This window comes from Streptomyces sodiiphilus (assembly GCF_039529215.1).
Lineage (GTDB): Bacteria > Actinomycetota > Actinomycetes > Streptomycetales > Streptomycetaceae > Streptomyces > Streptomyces sodiiphilus.
In genome coordinates this window covers 1-16,511 of record NZ_BAAAMJ010000087.1, presented here as the reverse complement: position 1 = coordinate 16,511, position 16,511 = coordinate 1, and the positions used below count along the sequence as shown (strand labels likewise).

The window sequence follows — 16,511 nt, the reverse complement described above, 5'->3', positions numbered from 1 at the left end:
CGCGCTCACGCCCGGAAGATGTGCCGGCGGATGGCCGCCGCGTTGGAGAAGATGCGGATGCCCAGGACCACCACCACGCCCGTGGACAACTGGGCTCCCACTCCCAGCTGGTCGCCGAGGAACACGATCAGCGCGGCGACCACCACGTTGGAGAGGAAGGAGACCACGAACACCTTGTCGTCGAATTTGCCGTCGAGTCTGGCACGCAGACCGCCGAACACGGCGTCCAGCGCGGCCACCACCGCGATCGGAAGGTAGGGCTCCACGACCATCGGCACCACCGGCCGGGTGATGATTCCGACCAGCACTCCCAGGAGCAGCCCCACAATGGCGATCACGATGCGTTTCCTTGTCCTGTCTCGGCCGGCTCTTCCACCGGTGCCGCCGACCGGAGGGTCAGGCTCGGGGCGGCGGGTATGTGCACCTTGTCCTTGACCGAGGAGGCGACCCGTACGCCGTAGTTGTCCTGGAGTACCCCCAGGTACAGGCCGTCGGCGGTGTTCTCGAACCCGGCCCGCAGCGCCTGGCCGTCCCCGACCGCGAGCAGGGTGTACGGCGGCACGAGCGGCCGGTTGTCCACCAGCACGGCGTCCCCTGCCGCTCGTATCGCGGACACGGAGGTCAGCCGCTGGCCGTTGACCGCCAGTGCCTCGGCACCGGCCTGCCACAGCCCGTTGACGACCCGCTGCAGGTCCCGGTCGCGGACCCGGCCGGTGTCGGAGAAACCGCCCCCGTCCCGGGGTCCGCCGCCCAGGCCCTGCCCGGCCCCCTCGGCGTCGTCGATCACCAGCTCGAGCCCGGGGCCCTCCACGGCGGTCGCACCGGCCAGCAGCGCCACCAGATCGCTGCCGCCGCCCTCGAGCCGCAGCGCCTCACGCTGCCGCTCCTCGACGGCCGCGCCCAGTTCGTCGACCTCTTCCTGCAGGCGGTCCAGCTGGGCGGTGCCCGCCTCGATCCGCTCGGTCAGCTCCTCGCGCTCCTTGGCCACCGAGGGGGCCGCCACGCGTGTCTGGGCGGCCCCCAAGGTGAAGATCAGCGCCGCGAGCGCCAGGCCTCCCGCGAGCCAGAGTCTGGCGCGCAGCGGACGGGGCACGCCGGTTCGCCCTTCGGCGGCCCGGCGCGCCGCCGCCTCTTCGTAGCCCTCGTCCAGGGTGTGATCCATGACCTGGTGCAGCAGCCACATGGAGGCGTCCGGCGGCGGGGCCGGACGGGCCGGGCCGGGCATGTCCCGTTCCCCGGAGTGCTGCTGCGACATGGCGGACATGGTCGCACGGCCGGCCCGCAGAGATCGAAACGGCCCCCCGTCATGGGTCAGCGGTCGGCGCTGTCGACCACCACCGCCCAGGTGTCCAGCAGGTCCCGGGCCGCCGCGTCGTCGGGCCCCTCGGCCCACAGATGGGTCACCGCCTCGGCCGGGTCGGGCAGCACCATGACCCACCGTCCGTCGGCCTCGACCACCCGCACCCCGTCCGTGGTGTCCACCGACCTGTCGCCGGCCGCCTCGACCACCTGGCGCATCACCAGCCCCTTGACCGCCCAGGGCGTGGCGATGTCCCGGCGCAGGACGTGCGCTCGCGGAATGCGGGCGTCGATCTGGCTCAGTGACAGCTGTGTCCGGGCGACCAGGCCGGTCAGCCGGACGAAGGCCGCCGTCGCGTCGAAGACGCTGCTGAACTCCGGCACGATGAGGCCACCGCGCCCGTCACCACCGAAGATGGTTCCCTCCTTGCCGGCCACTCTGGTGAGATCGCCGGGCGAGGTCGTGGTCCACTCCACCTGTGTGCCGTGATAGGCCGCCACCTGCTCGGCGATTCGTGTCGTGGTGACCGGCAGTGCGACCGTTCCGGTGCGCCGCTCTGCGGCCACCAGGTCCAGCATGACGAGCAGGGCGCGATCGTCCTCGACGATCCGGCCGCGCTCGTCGACCAGGGACAGACGTTCCCCCACCGGGTCGAACCGGACACCGAAGGCCGCCCGGGCCGACGAGACGATCTCCCCCAGCCGCGTCAGAGCCGCCCGCCGCTCCTCGGGGCTCTCGGTCGGCCGGGCCTCGTCGAGGCCCGGGTTGATCGTCAGGGCGTCCACCCCGAGCCGGCCCAGCAGGCTGGGCAGTACCAGTCCGGCGCTGCCGCCCGCGGCGTCGACGACCACCTTCAGTCCCGCCTCCGGCACCCCCGTGGTGTCCACCGCGCGCAGGACGGAACCGGTGTAGGCGTCGAACACGCTGGCAGGGAACCGGAGGTCGCCGATCTCCCCGGGGAAGGCACGGCGGTACTCGTGGCGGGCGTAGACGCGGTCGAGTTTCCGCTGGCCGGCCTGGGAGAGGTCTGCTCCCCGTTCGTCGAAGAACATGATGTCCACCGAGTCCGGCACCCCGGGCGTGGTCCGGATCATCACACCGCCCGCGCTGCCGCGGGCGGTCTGCTGGCGCGCCACCGGCAAGGGAACGTTCTCCAGGTCCCGTACATCGATCGCGCTCGCCTGGAGAGCGGAGATGACGGCACGCTTCAGGGCCCGGGCCCCTCGGGAGTGGTCCCGGGCGGTGGTGACCGTCGAGCCCTTCTTCAGCGTGGTGGCATAGGCGCTGGCGAGCCGGACGGCGAGTTCCGGGGTGATCTCCACGTTCAGGATGCCGGACACGCCACGGGCGCCGAAGAGGTGTGCCTGGCCGCGGGACTCCCAGATCACCGAGGTGTTGACGAAGGCACCGGCCTCGACCGTCTTGAACGGGTAGACCCGCACATTGCCCTGCACAATCGATTCTTCACCGACAAGACACTCGTCGCCGATAATGGCGCCGTCCTCGATGCGGGCTGCCCGCATGACGTCCGTGTTCCGGCCCACCACGCAGCCGCGCAGATTGCTCTGCGGGCCGACATAGACGTTGTCGTGCACGACCGCCCTGTGGAGGAAGGCGTCGGACTTGACGATGACGTTGGACCCGATGACCGTGTGCTCGCGGATCTCCGCCCCGGCCTCGACCTTGGCGTAGTCCCCGACGTACAGGGGGCCGCGCAACTGGGCGTCCGGATGGACCTCGGCCCCCTCGGCCATCCATACTCCGGGGGAGATCTCGAAGCCGTCGATCTCGACGTCGACCTTCCCCTCCAGGACGTCGGCCTGCGCCTTGACGTAGCTCTCGTGGGTGCCGACGTCCTCCCAGTAGCCCTCGGCGATGTACCCGTAGATGGGCCGCCCCTCCTTCATCAGACGGGGGAAGACATCGCCGGACCAGTCGACCGGCACATCCGGGTCCACATAGTCGAAGACCTCCGGCTCCATGACATAGATGCCGGTGTTGACCGTGTCCGAGAAGACCTGCCCCCAGGTCGGCTTTTCAAGGAAGCGCTCGACCCTGCCCTCGTCGTCGACGATGGTGATGCCGAATTCCAGCGGATTCGGAACACGCGTGAGGCACACCGTCACCAGGGCGCCTCGTTCGCGGTGGAAGCGGATGAGATCGGTCAGATCGAAATCGGTGAGCGCGTCACCGGAGATCACCAGGAATGAGTCGTCCTTGAGAGCCTCCTCGGCGTTCTTCACACTCCCGGCGGTGCCCAGAGGTTTCTCCTCGTTGGCGTACGTGAGATCCATCCCGAGTTCCTCGCCGTCGCCGAAGTAGTTCTTGACGAGCGAGGCGAGGAACTGGACGGTCACCACGGTCTCGGTGAGGCCGTGCCGCTTGAGCAGCCGGAGCACGTGCTCCATGATCGGACGGTTCGCCACGGGGAGCAGCGGCTTGGGCATACTGGCGGTCATGGGGCGAAGCCGGGTGCCTTCGCCACCTGCCATTACGACGGCCTTCATATCGGAAGTGTCCTCCTTGGAGAGACGACAGTCATGCCGACTGCGCCCATCTGGAGGGCCCCGGAAAAGCTGTATACGGGCACCAGGCCTCTGCGACACTGCCAGGAGGCGGAGCTCAGTCGGCCGCGGCGTCCGCCTTGAGGAGACGGCGGACCTGGACCACGTAGAGAATCCCTGCCCACCAGTACAGCGCTGTACCCCAACCGGCGAACGCCCATCCGAAGATAGCAGAGAGTGACGACACCCAGCCACTTCCGTCGCTGAGGAGCAGCAGCGGGAAGGCGTACATGAGGTTGAAGGTGGCCGCCTTGCCGAGGAAGTTGACCTGCGGAGGGGCGTAGCCCCGGCGGTCGAGCACGATCACCGCGACCAGCAGCACCAGCTCCCTGGCCAGCAGGAGCGCGGTGAGCCACAGGGGGAGGATGTCCCGCCAGGTGAGCCCCACGAGGGTGGCAAGGATGTACAGCCGGTCCGCTGCGGGGTCGAGCACCCTCCCCAGGGCGCTGACCTGGTTCCAGCGGCGGGCCAGTTTGCCGTCCAGATAGTCGCTGATCCCGCTGGCCGCCAGCACCAGAAGCGCCCAGCCGTCCAGGTTCGGGCCGTCGAAGACGGGCGAGAGCACCAGCAGCAGGAAGAGCGGGACGCCCAGCAGCCGGGCCATGCTCAGGATGTTGGGAACGGTGAAGACCCGATGGGTCTGAATGCGCGTGTCCTGGACCTCCACCCGGATTCCTCCCGTGTCCCACTCCGCGGTCCTGTGCACCCTACCCGGCCCCGCCTCCCGGCCTGTGCCCGGCACCTGACCCGGAAACAACTGTTTCTATGACTTATCCTTTATGTGGCGTGCCGTCCGGCCGGCGGCGGCCGTTTCCTCACCATTGTCCGCGAGGGGCCCTCATGACTACTGTCACCTCCCCGATGGCGGGGCGCGCCGTGGGGCTCGCCACGGTGCGCGATCCCGTCTTCGCCGATTCACTGGTGGGCCCGGGTGCCGCGGTGGATCCGCTCCGGGAGCCCTCGGTGGCGCGCGCGCCCGTGGACGGCATCCTGGTCTCGGTCCATCCGCACGCCTACGTGGTCGTGGACGAGCAGGGCCACGGCGTCCTCACCCATCTCGGCATCGACACGGTGCAGCTCGGCGGTGAGGGGTTCGAACTGCTGGCGGGCAAGGGCGACCGGGTCCGGCGCGGTGATCCGGTGATCCGCTGGGACCCGGCGGGCGTCGAGGCGGCAGGCCGGTCCCCGGTGTGCCCGGTGATCGCACTCGACGCGCCGGCCGCGGCCCTGTCGGGGGTCGCCGAGGACACCGACGTGGACGCCGGGGAACCGCTGTTCCGCTGGAACGGATGAGATGCGGACAACACTGCGAGGAGTCGGCGTCAGCCACGGTGTCGCGGTCGGCGAGGTCCGGCAGATGGGCACCACCGTGCTGGAACCGCCGGACGGACGGACCGGTCCCGCGGAGGTGCCCCGGGAACAGGACCGGGCGCGCCGGGCCGCCGAGGCCGTGGCCGCCGACCTGATCGCCCGTGGCAATCTCGCGGGAGGCGAGGCACAGGCGGTACTGGAGGCCCAGGCCCTGATGGCGAGGGACCCCGAACTCATCGCGGACGTCGAGCGGAGGATCGCGGTCGGCTCCACCGCCGCCCGCGCGGTGCACGATTCCCTGGCGGCCTACCGGGCGCTGCTGACCGGCGCCGGGGAGTACCTCGCCGGGAGGGTGGCGGACCTCGATGACGTCCGCAACCGGCTCATGGCCCGGCTGCTCGGGGTGCCGCTGCCGGGGGTGCCGGACAGCGACGGCCCCTTCGTGCTCGTGGCGCGCGACCTGGCACCGGCCGACACCGCCCTGCTGGATCCCGCACTCGTGCTGGGCTTCGTCACCGAGGAGGGCGGACCGACCAGCCACAGCGCGATCCTGGCGCGCTCCCTGGGGGTTCCCGCCGTGGTGGCCCTGCCCGGTGCCGTTCGGCTGGCGGAAGGCACCGTGGTCGCCGTCGACGGCAGCACCGGCGAAGTGGTGGTGGAGCCGGACAACGCCCTGCGGGCACGGCTGACCGGGACCGCGGCCCGGAGACGGGCAGCGCAGGGCCGGACGGACGGCCCGGGGGCGACGTCGGACGGTCACCGGGTGCCGCTGCTGGCCAACATCGGCGGCCCGGCGGACGTCCCCGCGGCGGTCGGGGCGGGCGCCGAGGGAGTGGGCCTGCTGCGCACCGAGTTCCTGTTCCTGAAGGACACCGGGTCCGCACCGCCGGTACGGCAGCAGACAGAGGCCTACCGCCAGGTGCTGGAGGCCTTTCCCGAGAGCCGGGTGGTGGTGCGGGTCCTGGACGCGGGGGCCGACAAGCCCCTGGACTTCCTGTCCCCGGGCACGGAACCCAATCCGGCGCTCGGCCGTCGCGGACTGCGGGCGCTGCTGGCGCATCCGGAGATCCTGCACGGGCAGCTGACCGCGCTGGCCCGGGCCGCGGAGGGTCTTCCGGTCCACTTGGAGGTGATGGCGCCGATGGTGGCCGACCGGGCCGAGGCCCGGTTGTTCGCCGACGCCTGCCGTGCCGCCGGGCTGCGGGCCAAGTACGGCGTGATGGTGGAGATTCCCTCCGCCGCGGTGCGGGCCCGGTCGGTGCTGCAGGAGGTCGAGTTCCTCTCCGTGGGCACCAACGACCTCGCGCAGTACGCCTTCGCCGCCGACCGTCAGGCCGGCGAGCTCGCCCGGTTCCACAACCCCTGGCACCCGGCGCTGCTCGATCTGATCGCGCTGTGCGCGGAGTCGGCACGGGCGGAGGGCAAGAGCTGCGGGGTGTGCGGTGAGGCAGCCGCCGACCCTCAGCTGGCGTGCGTGCTGACCGGGCTGGGCGTCACCAGCTTGTCCATGACGCCGGCCGCACTGCCCCGGGTACGCGCGGGACTTGCCCGGCACACACTGGCCCAGTGCGAGCGGGCAGCGGCGGCGGCCCGGCCCGCCGACAGCGCCGGAGACGCCCGCGGGGCCGCCCTGGCCGTGCTGTCCGGAGAGTGATCCCCTCCGCGTGCGGCCCTCACCCCGGCCCGCAGTGGTGCGGGGGGAGAGCCCAGCCCGGAAGATGGCGCACTCCCGCCTCCGGGGGCACCGGCTCCCCGGTGACGGGGTCGGTGCAGTACGCGGCGAACACCTCCCCCTCGCTCAGCGGCTCGATCCGGCCGGTCTCCAGCCGCCAGCCCCGCACCTGTTCTCCCGCGTGACCGCCCGGGCCGGGGGCGGAGCGCAGCACCAGCCCGCCCGGAGCGCCGGCCGCCAGCCCGGCGGCGAGCACCGTGCACATCAGCAGGGCGTCCGGCTCCTCCCGGCACACCATCTGCCCGCCCTCGATCGTGGCGGGCAGGGCCGCGGTCAGGTGATGGCCGGCCACCCGCACGCTGCACACCACGTGGTGGCGGCCCGGCCCGCACCGCCTCAGCATCCCGGCCAGGACGGCGGCGGCCCGTTCGAACGCGCAGGTGCTGTGCGGCCGTCCGCAGCCGGGGCACTGTCCGGCCGCGTCCAGCAGGCCGCTGCCGAGCTCGTGGAGCCGCTCCTTGCCCGCCTCCGCGAGCAGAGCCGGGAGGACGGGCCGCAGACCGTGGCCGTCGTAGCGCACCGTGGCGCCACGGCCGGCCAGTTCGCCTGTGTACCGGGCGCGGCTGGCGGGGCGGTCCGGGTCCAGGCCTGCCCGCGCGCAGTAGGCCGCGTATTCGGCGGGATCGAACAGGGCCAGCCAGGTCTCCCCGCCCCCGGCTGCCAGCCCCCGCAGATGCCGTTCCATCCGCCGGAGATAGCCGCGGTGGCCGGTGGAGGCGAAGCCGGCGTATCCCCGCATCCGGGCGAAATCGGCGGGGTCGGCGACGACGGCCACCGTGTGGGCCGTCTCCGCCATCAGGTCGCCACGCCCCCGCGCTCCCGGCCGCGAGGTGCGGCGGGAGCCGGGGATCTTCCGTCTCGCCGTCGCTGCCGCCGGCCGGGACAAGCCGCGCCGGTTTCTTCCGGTCCTTGCCATGTGTGCCTCTCAGCGGTCGGATGACGGGTACTCACGTACCGTAGCCACCGCCACTGACAGTGACCGCGGGGCGGGCTCTCAGCCGCCGCGCTCGGTGGCGAGCCGCTCGAAGAACCGCAGCAGTGCGAGGTCGTCGACCGAGCCGGGGTTGACCGCCCGCTCCATCGGCGTGCCCTGCAGCAGCCTCTTGACCGGCACCTCCAGTCGCTTGCCGGTCAGCGTGTGCGGCACGCCGGGCACCTCGATCACCTCGTCCGGAACGTGCCGCGGCGACAGCTCCGCCCGGATGAGCCGGCGGATACGGCCGCGCAGCTCGTCGTCCAGCGCCGCCCCCGGCGCCAGATGGACGAAGAGCGGCATCCAGTACCCGCCGTCGGGCAGTTCCACCCCGATGACCAGCGACTCACGGATCTCCGGCAGTCGCTCCACCGCCTCATAGATGTCGGCGGACCCCATCCGCACACCCTGCCGGTTCAGTGTGGAGTCCGAGCGTCCGTGGATCACCACGGTGCCGCGGGAGGTCAGCGTCGTCCAGTCACCATGACGCCACACCCCCGGGTACATCGTGAAGTAGCTGTCCCGGTAGCGGGCGCCGTCGTCGTCGTTCCAGAACCTGACGGGCATGGAGGGCATCGGCTCGGTGACCACGAGCTCTCCGACCTCGTCGGTCAGCGGTCCTCCTGCGGGGTCCCACGCCTGGAGGTCCGTCCCCAGGCAGGGTGCCTGGAGCTCCCCGACGTACACCGGGAGGGTGGGGACGGCTCCGGCGAAACAGCTGCACACGTCGGTGCCGCCGCTGACCGAGGCGATCCACAGGTCCGGGGAGACCTTCTCGTGCAGCCAGCGGAACCCGTCCGGCGGGAGCGGCGAACCGGTGGTCGCGACACAGCGCACGGCCGACAGGTCGAAGTCGCGCGCCGGGTGCACCCCGTCCTTCCGGCAGGCCATGACATAGGCGGCGGACGTGCCGTAGAGCGTCGCCCCGGTCCGCTCGGCGACCCGCCACTGGGCGCCGGTGTCCGGGTAACCGGGACTGCCGTCGTAGAGCACGACGGTGGTGGCCGTCAGCAGTCCGGAGACGAGGAAGTTCCACATCATCCAGCCGGTGGAGGTGTACCAGAACAGCCGGTCGCCGGGGCCCAGGTCGCAGTGGAGGCCGAGCTGCTTGAGGTGTTCGAGCAGGATCCCGCCCTGGGACTGCACGATCGCCTTGGGCAGCCCGGTGGTACCGGAGGAGTACAGCACCCACAGGGGGTGGTCGAAGGGAACCTGCTCGTAGTCGGGCAGCACGTCCTCGGAGGTCAGCTCGGCCCACTCCAGAGCTCCCCCGGGCGCCGGGGTACCCAGCAGCGGAACGTGCACCACCGCTTTGAGCCCGGGCAGTTCGCGGCGCAGCTCGGCGACGGTGGCCGTGCGGTCGTGCTCCTTGCCCCCGTACCGGTAGCCGTCCACCGTCACCAGAACGGCAGGCTCGATCTGCTGGAAGCGGTCGAGCACACTGCGGGCCCCGAAGTCGGGAGCGCACGAGGTCCACACACCCCCCACGGCGGCGGTCGCCAGGAACGCGACAACGGCTTCGGGGATGTTGGGGAGGTAACCGCTGACGCGGTCTCCCGGCCGCACTCCGAGACGCCTCAGCGCGGCAGCCAGGGAGCCGACCTGACGCCGCAACTCGCCCCAGGTGGCGGCGGACGGTTCGTGCCGCTCGTCAACCCGCAGCAGCGCCGGCTCGCCCGCCCGGCCCGGGTCGTCGGCGGCACGCAACGCGTGCTCGGCGTAGTTGAGCCGGGCCCCGGTGAACCACCGGGCCCCGGGCATGGTCCGGTCGGCGAGCACGGCGTCCGCCGGACGGGAGAAGGACACCTGGAACCATTCGGCGACCGCCTGCCAGAAGGCTTCCAGCTCGGTGACGGACCACCGGTGAAGCGCCGCGTAGCTCGCCTCCGCGTCGCCGGGCACCGGGGCGGGGGCTCCGTGCTCCGCCGCCGCCCAGGCGTGGAACCGGGTGATGCGGGCCGTCTCGACGGCCTCGTCCCCGGGGCGCCACAGCGGCTCGGGCGGGGACGAAGGGACGGCGTGCGCTTCACTCATGACGACTCCCGGACATGGACGCGAGGGTTTGCGGGACATCCGCGCACGCGCCGGGGTGGTGCGCGCAACGCGGCTGACATCGGACGATGCCATGTGATCGTCCCGCGCACCAGGGGGATCGCCCGGATGCGGGGGAGCACACACAGCTCTGTGAGGTCTACTGTGTGCGGCCCCCATGGACACGCCGCCGGCGCACGGCCCCGGCCGCATCGGCAGCCTTGGCGCGGAAGCCGCCCTTCCCCTTCCGGCGGGCCGGCCTCAGAAGCCGGACGGTTCCTCGCGCGGCGGCGTGGTGAGATGCGGACCCACCTTCTTGACCAGCAAGGCGATCTCGTAGGCGATCTGGCCGACGTCGGCCTCGGTCTCGGCGAACACCGCCAGGCAACTGCCCGAACCGGCTGCCGCCACACAGAGGTAGGCGGTGTCGAGTTCGATCAGGGTGTGGCGCACGCCGCCGGTCTCGAAGTGCCGTCCGACGCCCTTGGCGAGGCTGTGGAACCCGGAGGCCACGGCCGCCAGGTGCTCCGCCGCGTCCCGGCCCAGAGTCCGTGAGCAGCCACGGGCCAGCCCGTCGGCGGACAGGGCCAGGGCGTGCTGGACACCCGCCACACGGGTCACCAGGTCGTCCAGCAGCCAGTCGAGTTCGGCCGAGTCCCCGGACGGGGAGTTGTCCTGCCAGGCGGCGGGCTCGGGTGCTGTCATGGTTGCTGCCCCTTCGCGCTGTCGTCCCCGGCCGGATTCCCCGGCCGGGCATCGGTGTGCTCACGTCCCCGCCGCCAGCCGCTCTGCAGTGCGGCCATGCGGCTGCGGATCTCCTCCGGATCCATTTCGCCCCTCTCCTCGTCGCCGGTGTCCGGTGCGGCGGCATTCCCGGTGTCCGGCCGGGCGCTCTCCGGCCGGGCGGGACCCGCGCCCGGCCCGCCGCGGCGCACCCGGCGGGGCAGCCCCGCCGCGGTCGTGGGCTGCGCCGGCCCGCTCTCCCCGCCTCCCCGGTGCTCACCGGGGGGCAGGTGCCCCACCGTGCGGCCGTGGTCGGCCACGAGAACCGGCACCCGGCGCTGACGGGGCAGAGAGGTGAGCGGTGAGGGCTCACCGGGGCCGGCGTGCTCGATGAGGTCGTCGCCGGACGCCTCCGGCGGGTGCGCGGCCTTCCCCGGCCCCGGCACGGAGAGGGGAACGGAGACATCCAGCTCCACCGGCCCGTCCATCGGCCCGTCCACAAGCGTGTGCCGGGCGCCGACGGCCGGGCGCCCTGTTCCCTCGGATGCGTCCGCCGCCTCGGTCAGCAGTTCCCCGGGCAGGAAGACGACCGCGGTCGTCCCGCCGTAGGGCGACTTCTGCAGCCCGACCCGCACCTCCAGCCGGCGTGCCAGGCGGGACACCACGAAGAGTCCCAGACGGTCGGTGTCGGACAGGTCGAACTCCGGGGTCTCCTCGAGCCGCTGGTTGGCCTCGGCCATCGCCTCCGGCGTCATGCCCAGCCCTCGGTCGTGGATCTCCAGGGCGAATCCCTGAGCGACCCGCTCGCCGGTGACCTGGACCGCCGTGTGCGGCGGGGAGAAGACCGTGGCGTTCTCCAGCAGTTCGGCGACGAGGTGGGTGAGGTCCGCGACGGCGGAGCCGGTCACGGCCAGCGACGGCATCCCGCGGACCTCGACCCGCTCGTAATCCTCGATCTGGGAAACCGCCGACCGGATGACGTCCATCAGCAGCACCGGTCCGCGCAGCTGCCGCGCGGGAGCCGCGCCCGAGAGGATGACCAGTCCTTCCGCGTGCCGCCGCATCCGGGTGGTGAGGTGATCCAGCCGGTAGAACTCCGCGAGCTCGTCCGGGTTCCCGGTGCGCCGCTCCATGGTCTCCAGCAGGCTCAGCTGACGGTGCAGCAGGACCTGATTGCGCCGGGCCAGGTTGACGAAGACGTCCGAGACACCGCGGCGCGTGTCGGACTGCTTCACCGCGGCCTGCACCGCGGCCCGCTGAAGGGTGTTCAGCGCCTGTCCCACCTGGCCGACCTCGTCCTGGCCGTACTCCAGGCGCGGCGCCTCGGTCTCCACGTCGACCCGCTCACCGTCGGCCAGCCTGCGCAGCACGGTCGGCAGCCTGACCTGGGCGGCCTCCGTGGCCTCCTTGCGCAGCTCGCGCAGATCGCGGACCAGTCCCCGGCCGATGCGGACCGAGACGACCACCGAGACCAGCACCGCCAGGAACCCCACCACCCCGGCCGCAGCGGCCCGCGTCAGCACCGCGCCGGCCTCGGGCCCCACCCGCTCGTGGTACCGCTCCCCCGCGTCGGCCTCCAGGGCACGCAGTCCGTCCAGGGCAGCGGCGGTCGCGGTCTCCCACTGGTCCTGGCGGACGGTGGCAGTGCCGTTCTCCAGCAGGCTCTCCTCGACCGTCGTGAGCACCCGGCCGGCGCCGTGCTGCCAGAAGCTCTCGAAGGACTGGCGCTCCTCCAGCGGAAGGTCGGGCAGGTGCATCCGGTAGGCCAGCCGGCGCTCGGCCATCCGGTCGGTCAGTGCCCGCAGTTCCTTGTCCGTGGCGCGGCCGGCGGCCAGCGCCCCTGCCACCAGCGCGTCCTCCTGGGACAGGAACTCCCGGGCCTGCCCCAGCCCGGCGACGGCACGGCCGTGCCGGTCCAGCTCCACGTCCTCCAGCAGGTGCAGAGCGGACACCAGCCCCAGTCCGGGCTCCACGACGGCGTTGTAGGACCCCAGCGCACCGCTGCGGCTGACGGTGTTGCTCCCGACCTGATCCCGGATCTGGTCGAGACGGTCGAGCCCGGCCAGCAGGGCGTCCAGCCGGTCCCGGGCGCCCGAGCCGAGATCCTGGGCGGCCCCGGCACGGCTCCGGACCACGGCCACTGCCCCGTCGGTGCTCTCCCGGGACCTGTGCAGCTCGCTCAGCGCGTCCGAGCGGCGGGGATCGGCGAGGTAGACCAGGGTCTGGCGGCGTTCCTCCTGAACCGCGTGCACGGCCTCCTGCGCCGGGGCTCCCAGCGTGTCGAAGACGGCGGAGACGGCCAGCAGCTGGCGCGCCTCCTGTGCGGTGATGGCTGTCGCGAATGCCCAGATCGACACCAGCGACAGCAGGGGCACCGACAGCAGAGCCAGGATCTTGCGGCGGATCGACCGCCCGCCCGAGCGTCCGCGAAAGCGCATGCCCTCCCCCAGATCCTCCCCGCGCACGGGGGCCGGTTCCTCTCCGTGTGCCGCGAGCCTACTACCGGTAGCGGTCCGCTTTCACCGGTCCGGCCCAACCACCGGCGCTTCGCCCGGCGCGCCACATCCTTCTTCGGTGCGTTCCCGGCCGCAAGGCGTTCTACGATGACCCGTGCAGGTCATATGCGTGCGTCTCACCGTGCAGGGAGCGAGGGCGGAGTGTATGCCAGGCCCCGGATGCCCGACCCCGTGCGCAATGCCGCGGTCCGGGCCGTCCTGATCATCGCACTGACGCTGATTCAGCTGAAGGTGGCGCTGCTGTGTGCCTGGGCGGGTGCCTGGCTGGCCTATCCCGCGCTGCTCAGCACCGTGGCCAGCACCGTTGTGGCGACCTGGTCGGTCCTGGACATCTGGGTGACCCGCCAGGTCTGGCGGCAGCGCCACGGGGTGGTGTCGGTACCCAGCAGCGCTGCCCGGGAACGGCGCGGACTGCTGCGCCGTCACTGACTCTCCGCCGGAACGGGCCTGCGGAACGTGCGCGTCGCGGTGATCTCGCCGTGCGCGGCGCGGTCTCCCTCCTCGGGGTCGGGCAGCCCCGGCCGCAGGTGTTCCTCGACCCGGATGTACTTCAGGCCCGCGCGCAGGTCCGCGTCGTTGCGCAGCCGGATCACCAGGGGGAACTCGGCGAGTGCCGTGGTGTCGAAGAGTCCGGTGGTGTACAGCAGCTGCACTCCCAGGGCGTCGGCGACGGCACGCTGAAGCTCCAGCAGGTAGGTGGCATTGGCCCGGCCGATGGGATTGTCCAGGAACAGTGTCCCGGCGTGCCGGTGCCGGTCGCGGCCACGGTCCTGGCTGCGCAGCGCGGCCATGGTGCAGTACAGAGCGATGGCCGCGGTGAGCAGTTGCCCGCCCGAGAAGACATCGCCCATCTGACCGACGGGCACGCGCTCGGCCCGCAGGACCGCGTCCGGCTTGAGGATCTCCACCCGCACCCCGCGTGGCCCCAGCGCCGCCCGGACGCCGCCAAGCAGCAGGGACATGCCGTCCCGCCGCAGGTCGGAGTTCTTGCGCAGGGCTGCGCGGGTCACCTCGTCGACGACCTCGCCGAGACGGTCGGTCAGCGTGGCCGGATCCGGTTCCTCGAAGCGGATCCGCAGGAACTCCTGCCCGGACCACTCCCCCAGTCCGTCCGGCAGCCTGGACAGTCGCTGCGCGGAGCGGAGCGTGGCCAGGGAGGACTCGACCAGCCCGCGCATCCGGTCGACAATGCTGTCGCGGTTGCGCTCCAGTTGCGCCAGCTCGTCCGTCAGTACCCGGAGTCTGGGCGCGAAGGCCTCCGCCCAGGCCGCCGCGTGGTCGGGCAGCGCGGCGGCCGGCAGCTCCCTGATCTGTTGCCGGGCCGGGGTGCGGACCTGCTCGAAGCGCACGGAGTTGGCATGCCGCACCAAGAGGTCGGCGGCCTCCCGGACGGCGCCCTCGGCCGCGGAGAGGTCCGCGGAGCAGCCGCGCAGCGACCGACGGGCCTCGGCAGCGGCCTGACGGGCCCCGGCGGGGTCACCGGGCCATGGCTCCTCCTCCTCGGAAGGGGGTGCGTCGCCGGAGCCGTGCGGGTCGCGCAGCAGGTCGCGCAGCTGCAGCGCGGTCTCCTCGAAGTCCGCCGCGGCCTCGCGGGCCCGGTGGAGGGCGGCCAGCATCTCCTCGTGAGCGGCGCGGGCGGCCGCCAGTTCCTCCTCGCATCCGGCGCGGTCGGCGGTGGCGGCGCGCAGCAGTTCCCTGGCGTGCCCGGCGTCCCGGGGCTCGGACGCGGCGGGCAGCTCGGTGTGAGCACCGCCCTGGGCAGGAGCCAGGCGTTCCGCCTCACCTCGCAGCCGGCCCAGCTGCTCACTGGCGTCCGAGGCCCGCCCCTCCAGCAGCTGCACCAGTGCCTCGGCCCCGGCCGCCGCCGCCTGCCGGGACGGCGCGTCGGCTCCCTCCGGACTCTCCAGCAGCTTCGCGGCCCGGGTGCGGACCTTCTGGGTGAGCCGGTCCAGGGCGGTCCTGGCCGTGTTCTCCTCGCTTTCGGCACGGGCCTGTTCGGCCCGCAGATCGGCCCCCACGCCGACCGACTCGTAGAGCCGGGAGGCCGACCGGTAGGCCTCCCGCAAGGCCGGCAGAGGGGCCTGCGGCTGGGCCCCCCCGGGAAGGCCGTCGGGGACTCCGGAGACCTCCGCGCGTTCGGCGCGCAGCGCCCTGGCCGTGCGGCGCGCGTCGTCGGCCGCACGCTGTGCCGCTCGCCGGTCCTCGTCGGCGGCGCGGGCCGAGGCCAGGTGCCGCTGAGCCCTCTCCTGCGCCGCGGCTGCTTCCTCGGCGAGTTCCTGCAGCCTGGACTGCCACCGCGGGCGCTCGCGCAGCCGGCCGGCGAGACCGGCGAGGGCGTCGGCGGTGCGGCGCGCGCGTTGGGCCGCCTCCTGCCGCTCCTCTCGTGCCCGGGCGGCCGCCGTCGCTGCCTCCTCGACCTCCTCCCGGGCCACGGCCACGTCCGTGAGAAGCCGTTCCGCGGCACCCTGCGCGGCCCTGGCTCCCTCGGCGGCGTCTGCCAGCGCCGCGAGCCGGCCGGCCGGGCAGCCGGCCCGCCAGGAGGTGATGCGAGCGGCCAGGGCGCGGTCCGCGGAGATCCGGGCGGCCAGAGCGCGGATGTCCTTGTCGCGCGCGGCGGCGCGCTCGCGCCGCACCCTCCGCTCGTCGTCGGCCGCCCGCTCGTCGTGCATCGCCGGATTCGGCGGCACCAGGAACACACCGCTGTCCGGGGCTCCGGCGGGCGGGGCGGGAGCGAGCAGCGCGGCGGCGGTGCCCACCACCACGGCCGACCGGGGCAGCAGCGCGGCCGAGGCGAGGACCTCCCTGGCCCGGGCGTGACTGCCGGCGTCGGTGATGATGACTCCGTTGACCAGTTCGGGGCGCGCGGCCAGCACGGTGGCGTGGTCGGCCGGATCCACCGAACGGGCAAGGTAGCGCCAGCCGGGAAGCGCCGGAACGCCGTGCTCCCCCAGGTATTCCACGGTGGCCATGACGTCCGGGCCCGGCGGCAGCAGCCCTCCGTCCCCGAGTGCGCCCAGGATGCGGGCGTCGTCCGCGGCGGCCGTCCGCAGGTCGAACAGGCGGCGCTCGGCGGCGGCCACGCCGTCCTCCAGGAGTCCGAGCAGATCATCGGCGTGGCGGTCGAGTTCCTCTGCGGTGAGCGTGCCGGGCTCTCCCGCCGCTCCGGCCCCGTCCGGCCGGTCGGGCGCCTGTGCGTCCTCCCCGGCCCTGGGCACCGGTACCGCCACGTGTGCCGGTGTCCCCTGCCGCGCGGCGTCGAGCCCGAGCAGTCCGGCCAGGCGCTGTTCCCCGGCCAGGGCCGCCGCGGTCCGGTACTCGGCGGCATGAGCCGCTTCGGCGGCCCGGGCGGCGTCGGCCGCAC

11 protein-coding genes and 1 pseudogene are annotated in these 16,511 nt (G+C 72.9%); 3 read left to right on the top strand and 9 right to left on the bottom strand.

The window, feature by feature from the left end; all coding sequences use genetic code 11:
- Positions 1-5: 5 nt before the first annotated feature.
- From ABD299_RS24380 to clsA, 4 genes are all read right to left on the bottom strand, one after another.
- Positions 6-338, bottom strand: coding sequence for a small basic family protein (locus ABD299_RS24380; protein ID WP_344266770.1), 333 nt, complete (start codon positions 336-338; stop codon positions 6-8).
- Positions 335-1,255: a DUF881 domain-containing protein gene (locus tag ABD299_RS24375; RefSeq protein WP_344266767.1), complete on the bottom strand. Its 921-nt coding sequence runs from the start codon at positions 1,253-1,255 to the stop codon at positions 335-337. Before ABD299_RS24375 ends, ABD299_RS24380 begins: the two co-directional genes overlap by 4 nt.
- A gap of 56 nt (positions 1,256-1,311) precedes the next feature.
- Positions 1,312-3,807 (bottom strand): sugar phosphate nucleotidyltransferase, encoded by a 2,496-nt coding sequence (locus tag ABD299_RS24370; RefSeq protein ID WP_344266764.1) that lies wholly within the window; start codon positions 3,805-3,807, stop codon positions 1,312-1,314.
- A gap of 115 nt (positions 3,808-3,922) precedes the next feature.
- Positions 3,923-4,531, bottom strand: coding sequence for a cardiolipin synthase ClsA (clsA, locus tag ABD299_RS24365; RefSeq protein ID WP_344266761.1), 609 nt, complete (start codon positions 4,529-4,531; stop codon positions 3,923-3,925).
- Between the two features lie 173 nt (positions 4,532-4,704).
- Here clsA and ABD299_RS24360 point away from each other — a divergent pair, with 173 nt between their 5' ends.
- Both ABD299_RS24360 and ptsP read left to right on the top strand, forming a co-directional pair.
- A complete protein-coding gene (locus ABD299_RS24360; RefSeq protein ID WP_344266758.1) occupies positions 4,705-5,157 on the top strand; it encodes a PTS sugar transporter subunit IIA in 453 nt (150 codons plus the stop codon).
- Between the two features lies 1 nt (position 5,158).
- Positions 5,159-6,829 carry a phosphoenolpyruvate--protein phosphotransferase gene (gene ptsP / locus ABD299_RS24355; RefSeq protein WP_344266755.1) on the top strand — a complete coding sequence of 557 codons (1,671 nt, stop codon included), beginning with the start codon at positions 5,159-5,161 and terminating at the stop codon, positions 6,827-6,829.
- A 19-nt stretch (positions 6,830-6,848) separates the two neighbouring features.
- Here the strand turns inward: ptsP and ABD299_RS24350 are convergent, their stop codons facing one another.
- The 4 genes from ABD299_RS24350 to ABD299_RS24335 all read right to left on the bottom strand — a co-directional run bounded on the left by ABD299_RS24350 (position 6,849) and on the right by ABD299_RS24335 (position 13,099).
- Complete coding sequence (locus ABD299_RS24350) at positions 6,849-7,703, bottom strand: hypothetical protein (protein WP_344266752.1); 855 nt, start codon at positions 7,701-7,703, stop codon at positions 6,849-6,851.
- A 198-nt stretch (positions 7,704-7,901) separates the two neighbouring features.
- Positions 7,902-9,914, bottom strand: a complete 2,013-nt coding sequence (locus ABD299_RS24345) for an acetoacetate--CoA ligase (protein ID WP_344266749.1) — start codon at positions 9,912-9,914, stop codon at positions 7,902-7,904.
- Positions 9,915-10,172: 258 nt separating this feature from the next.
- Positions 10,173-10,616 (bottom strand): roadblock/LC7 domain-containing protein, encoded by a 444-nt coding sequence (locus tag ABD299_RS24340; protein WP_344266747.1) that lies wholly within the window; start codon positions 10,614-10,616, stop codon positions 10,173-10,175.
- The gene (locus ABD299_RS24335) at positions 10,613-13,099 is read right to left on the bottom strand and encodes a nitrate- and nitrite sensing domain-containing protein (RefSeq protein WP_344266746.1); all 2,487 of its coding nucleotides are present in this window, start codon (positions 13,097-13,099) and stop codon (positions 10,613-10,615) included. The genes ABD299_RS24340 and ABD299_RS24335 overlap by 4 nt, the downstream gene beginning before the upstream one ends.
- 192 nt (positions 13,100-13,291) lie before the next feature.
- Between ABD299_RS24335 and ABD299_RS24330 the strand changes: the two genes are divergently transcribed.
- Positions 13,292-13,579 (top strand): hypothetical protein, encoded by a 288-nt coding sequence (locus ABD299_RS24330; protein ID WP_425581415.1) that lies wholly within the window; start codon positions 13,292-13,294, stop codon positions 13,577-13,579.
- Here ABD299_RS24330 and ABD299_RS24325 read toward each other — a convergent pair.
- Positions 13,573-16,511, bottom strand: a pseudogene (locus ABD299_RS24325) (hypothetical protein); the annotation flags it as partial. The gene ABD299_RS24330 and the pseudogene ABD299_RS24325 overlap by 7 nt on opposite strands.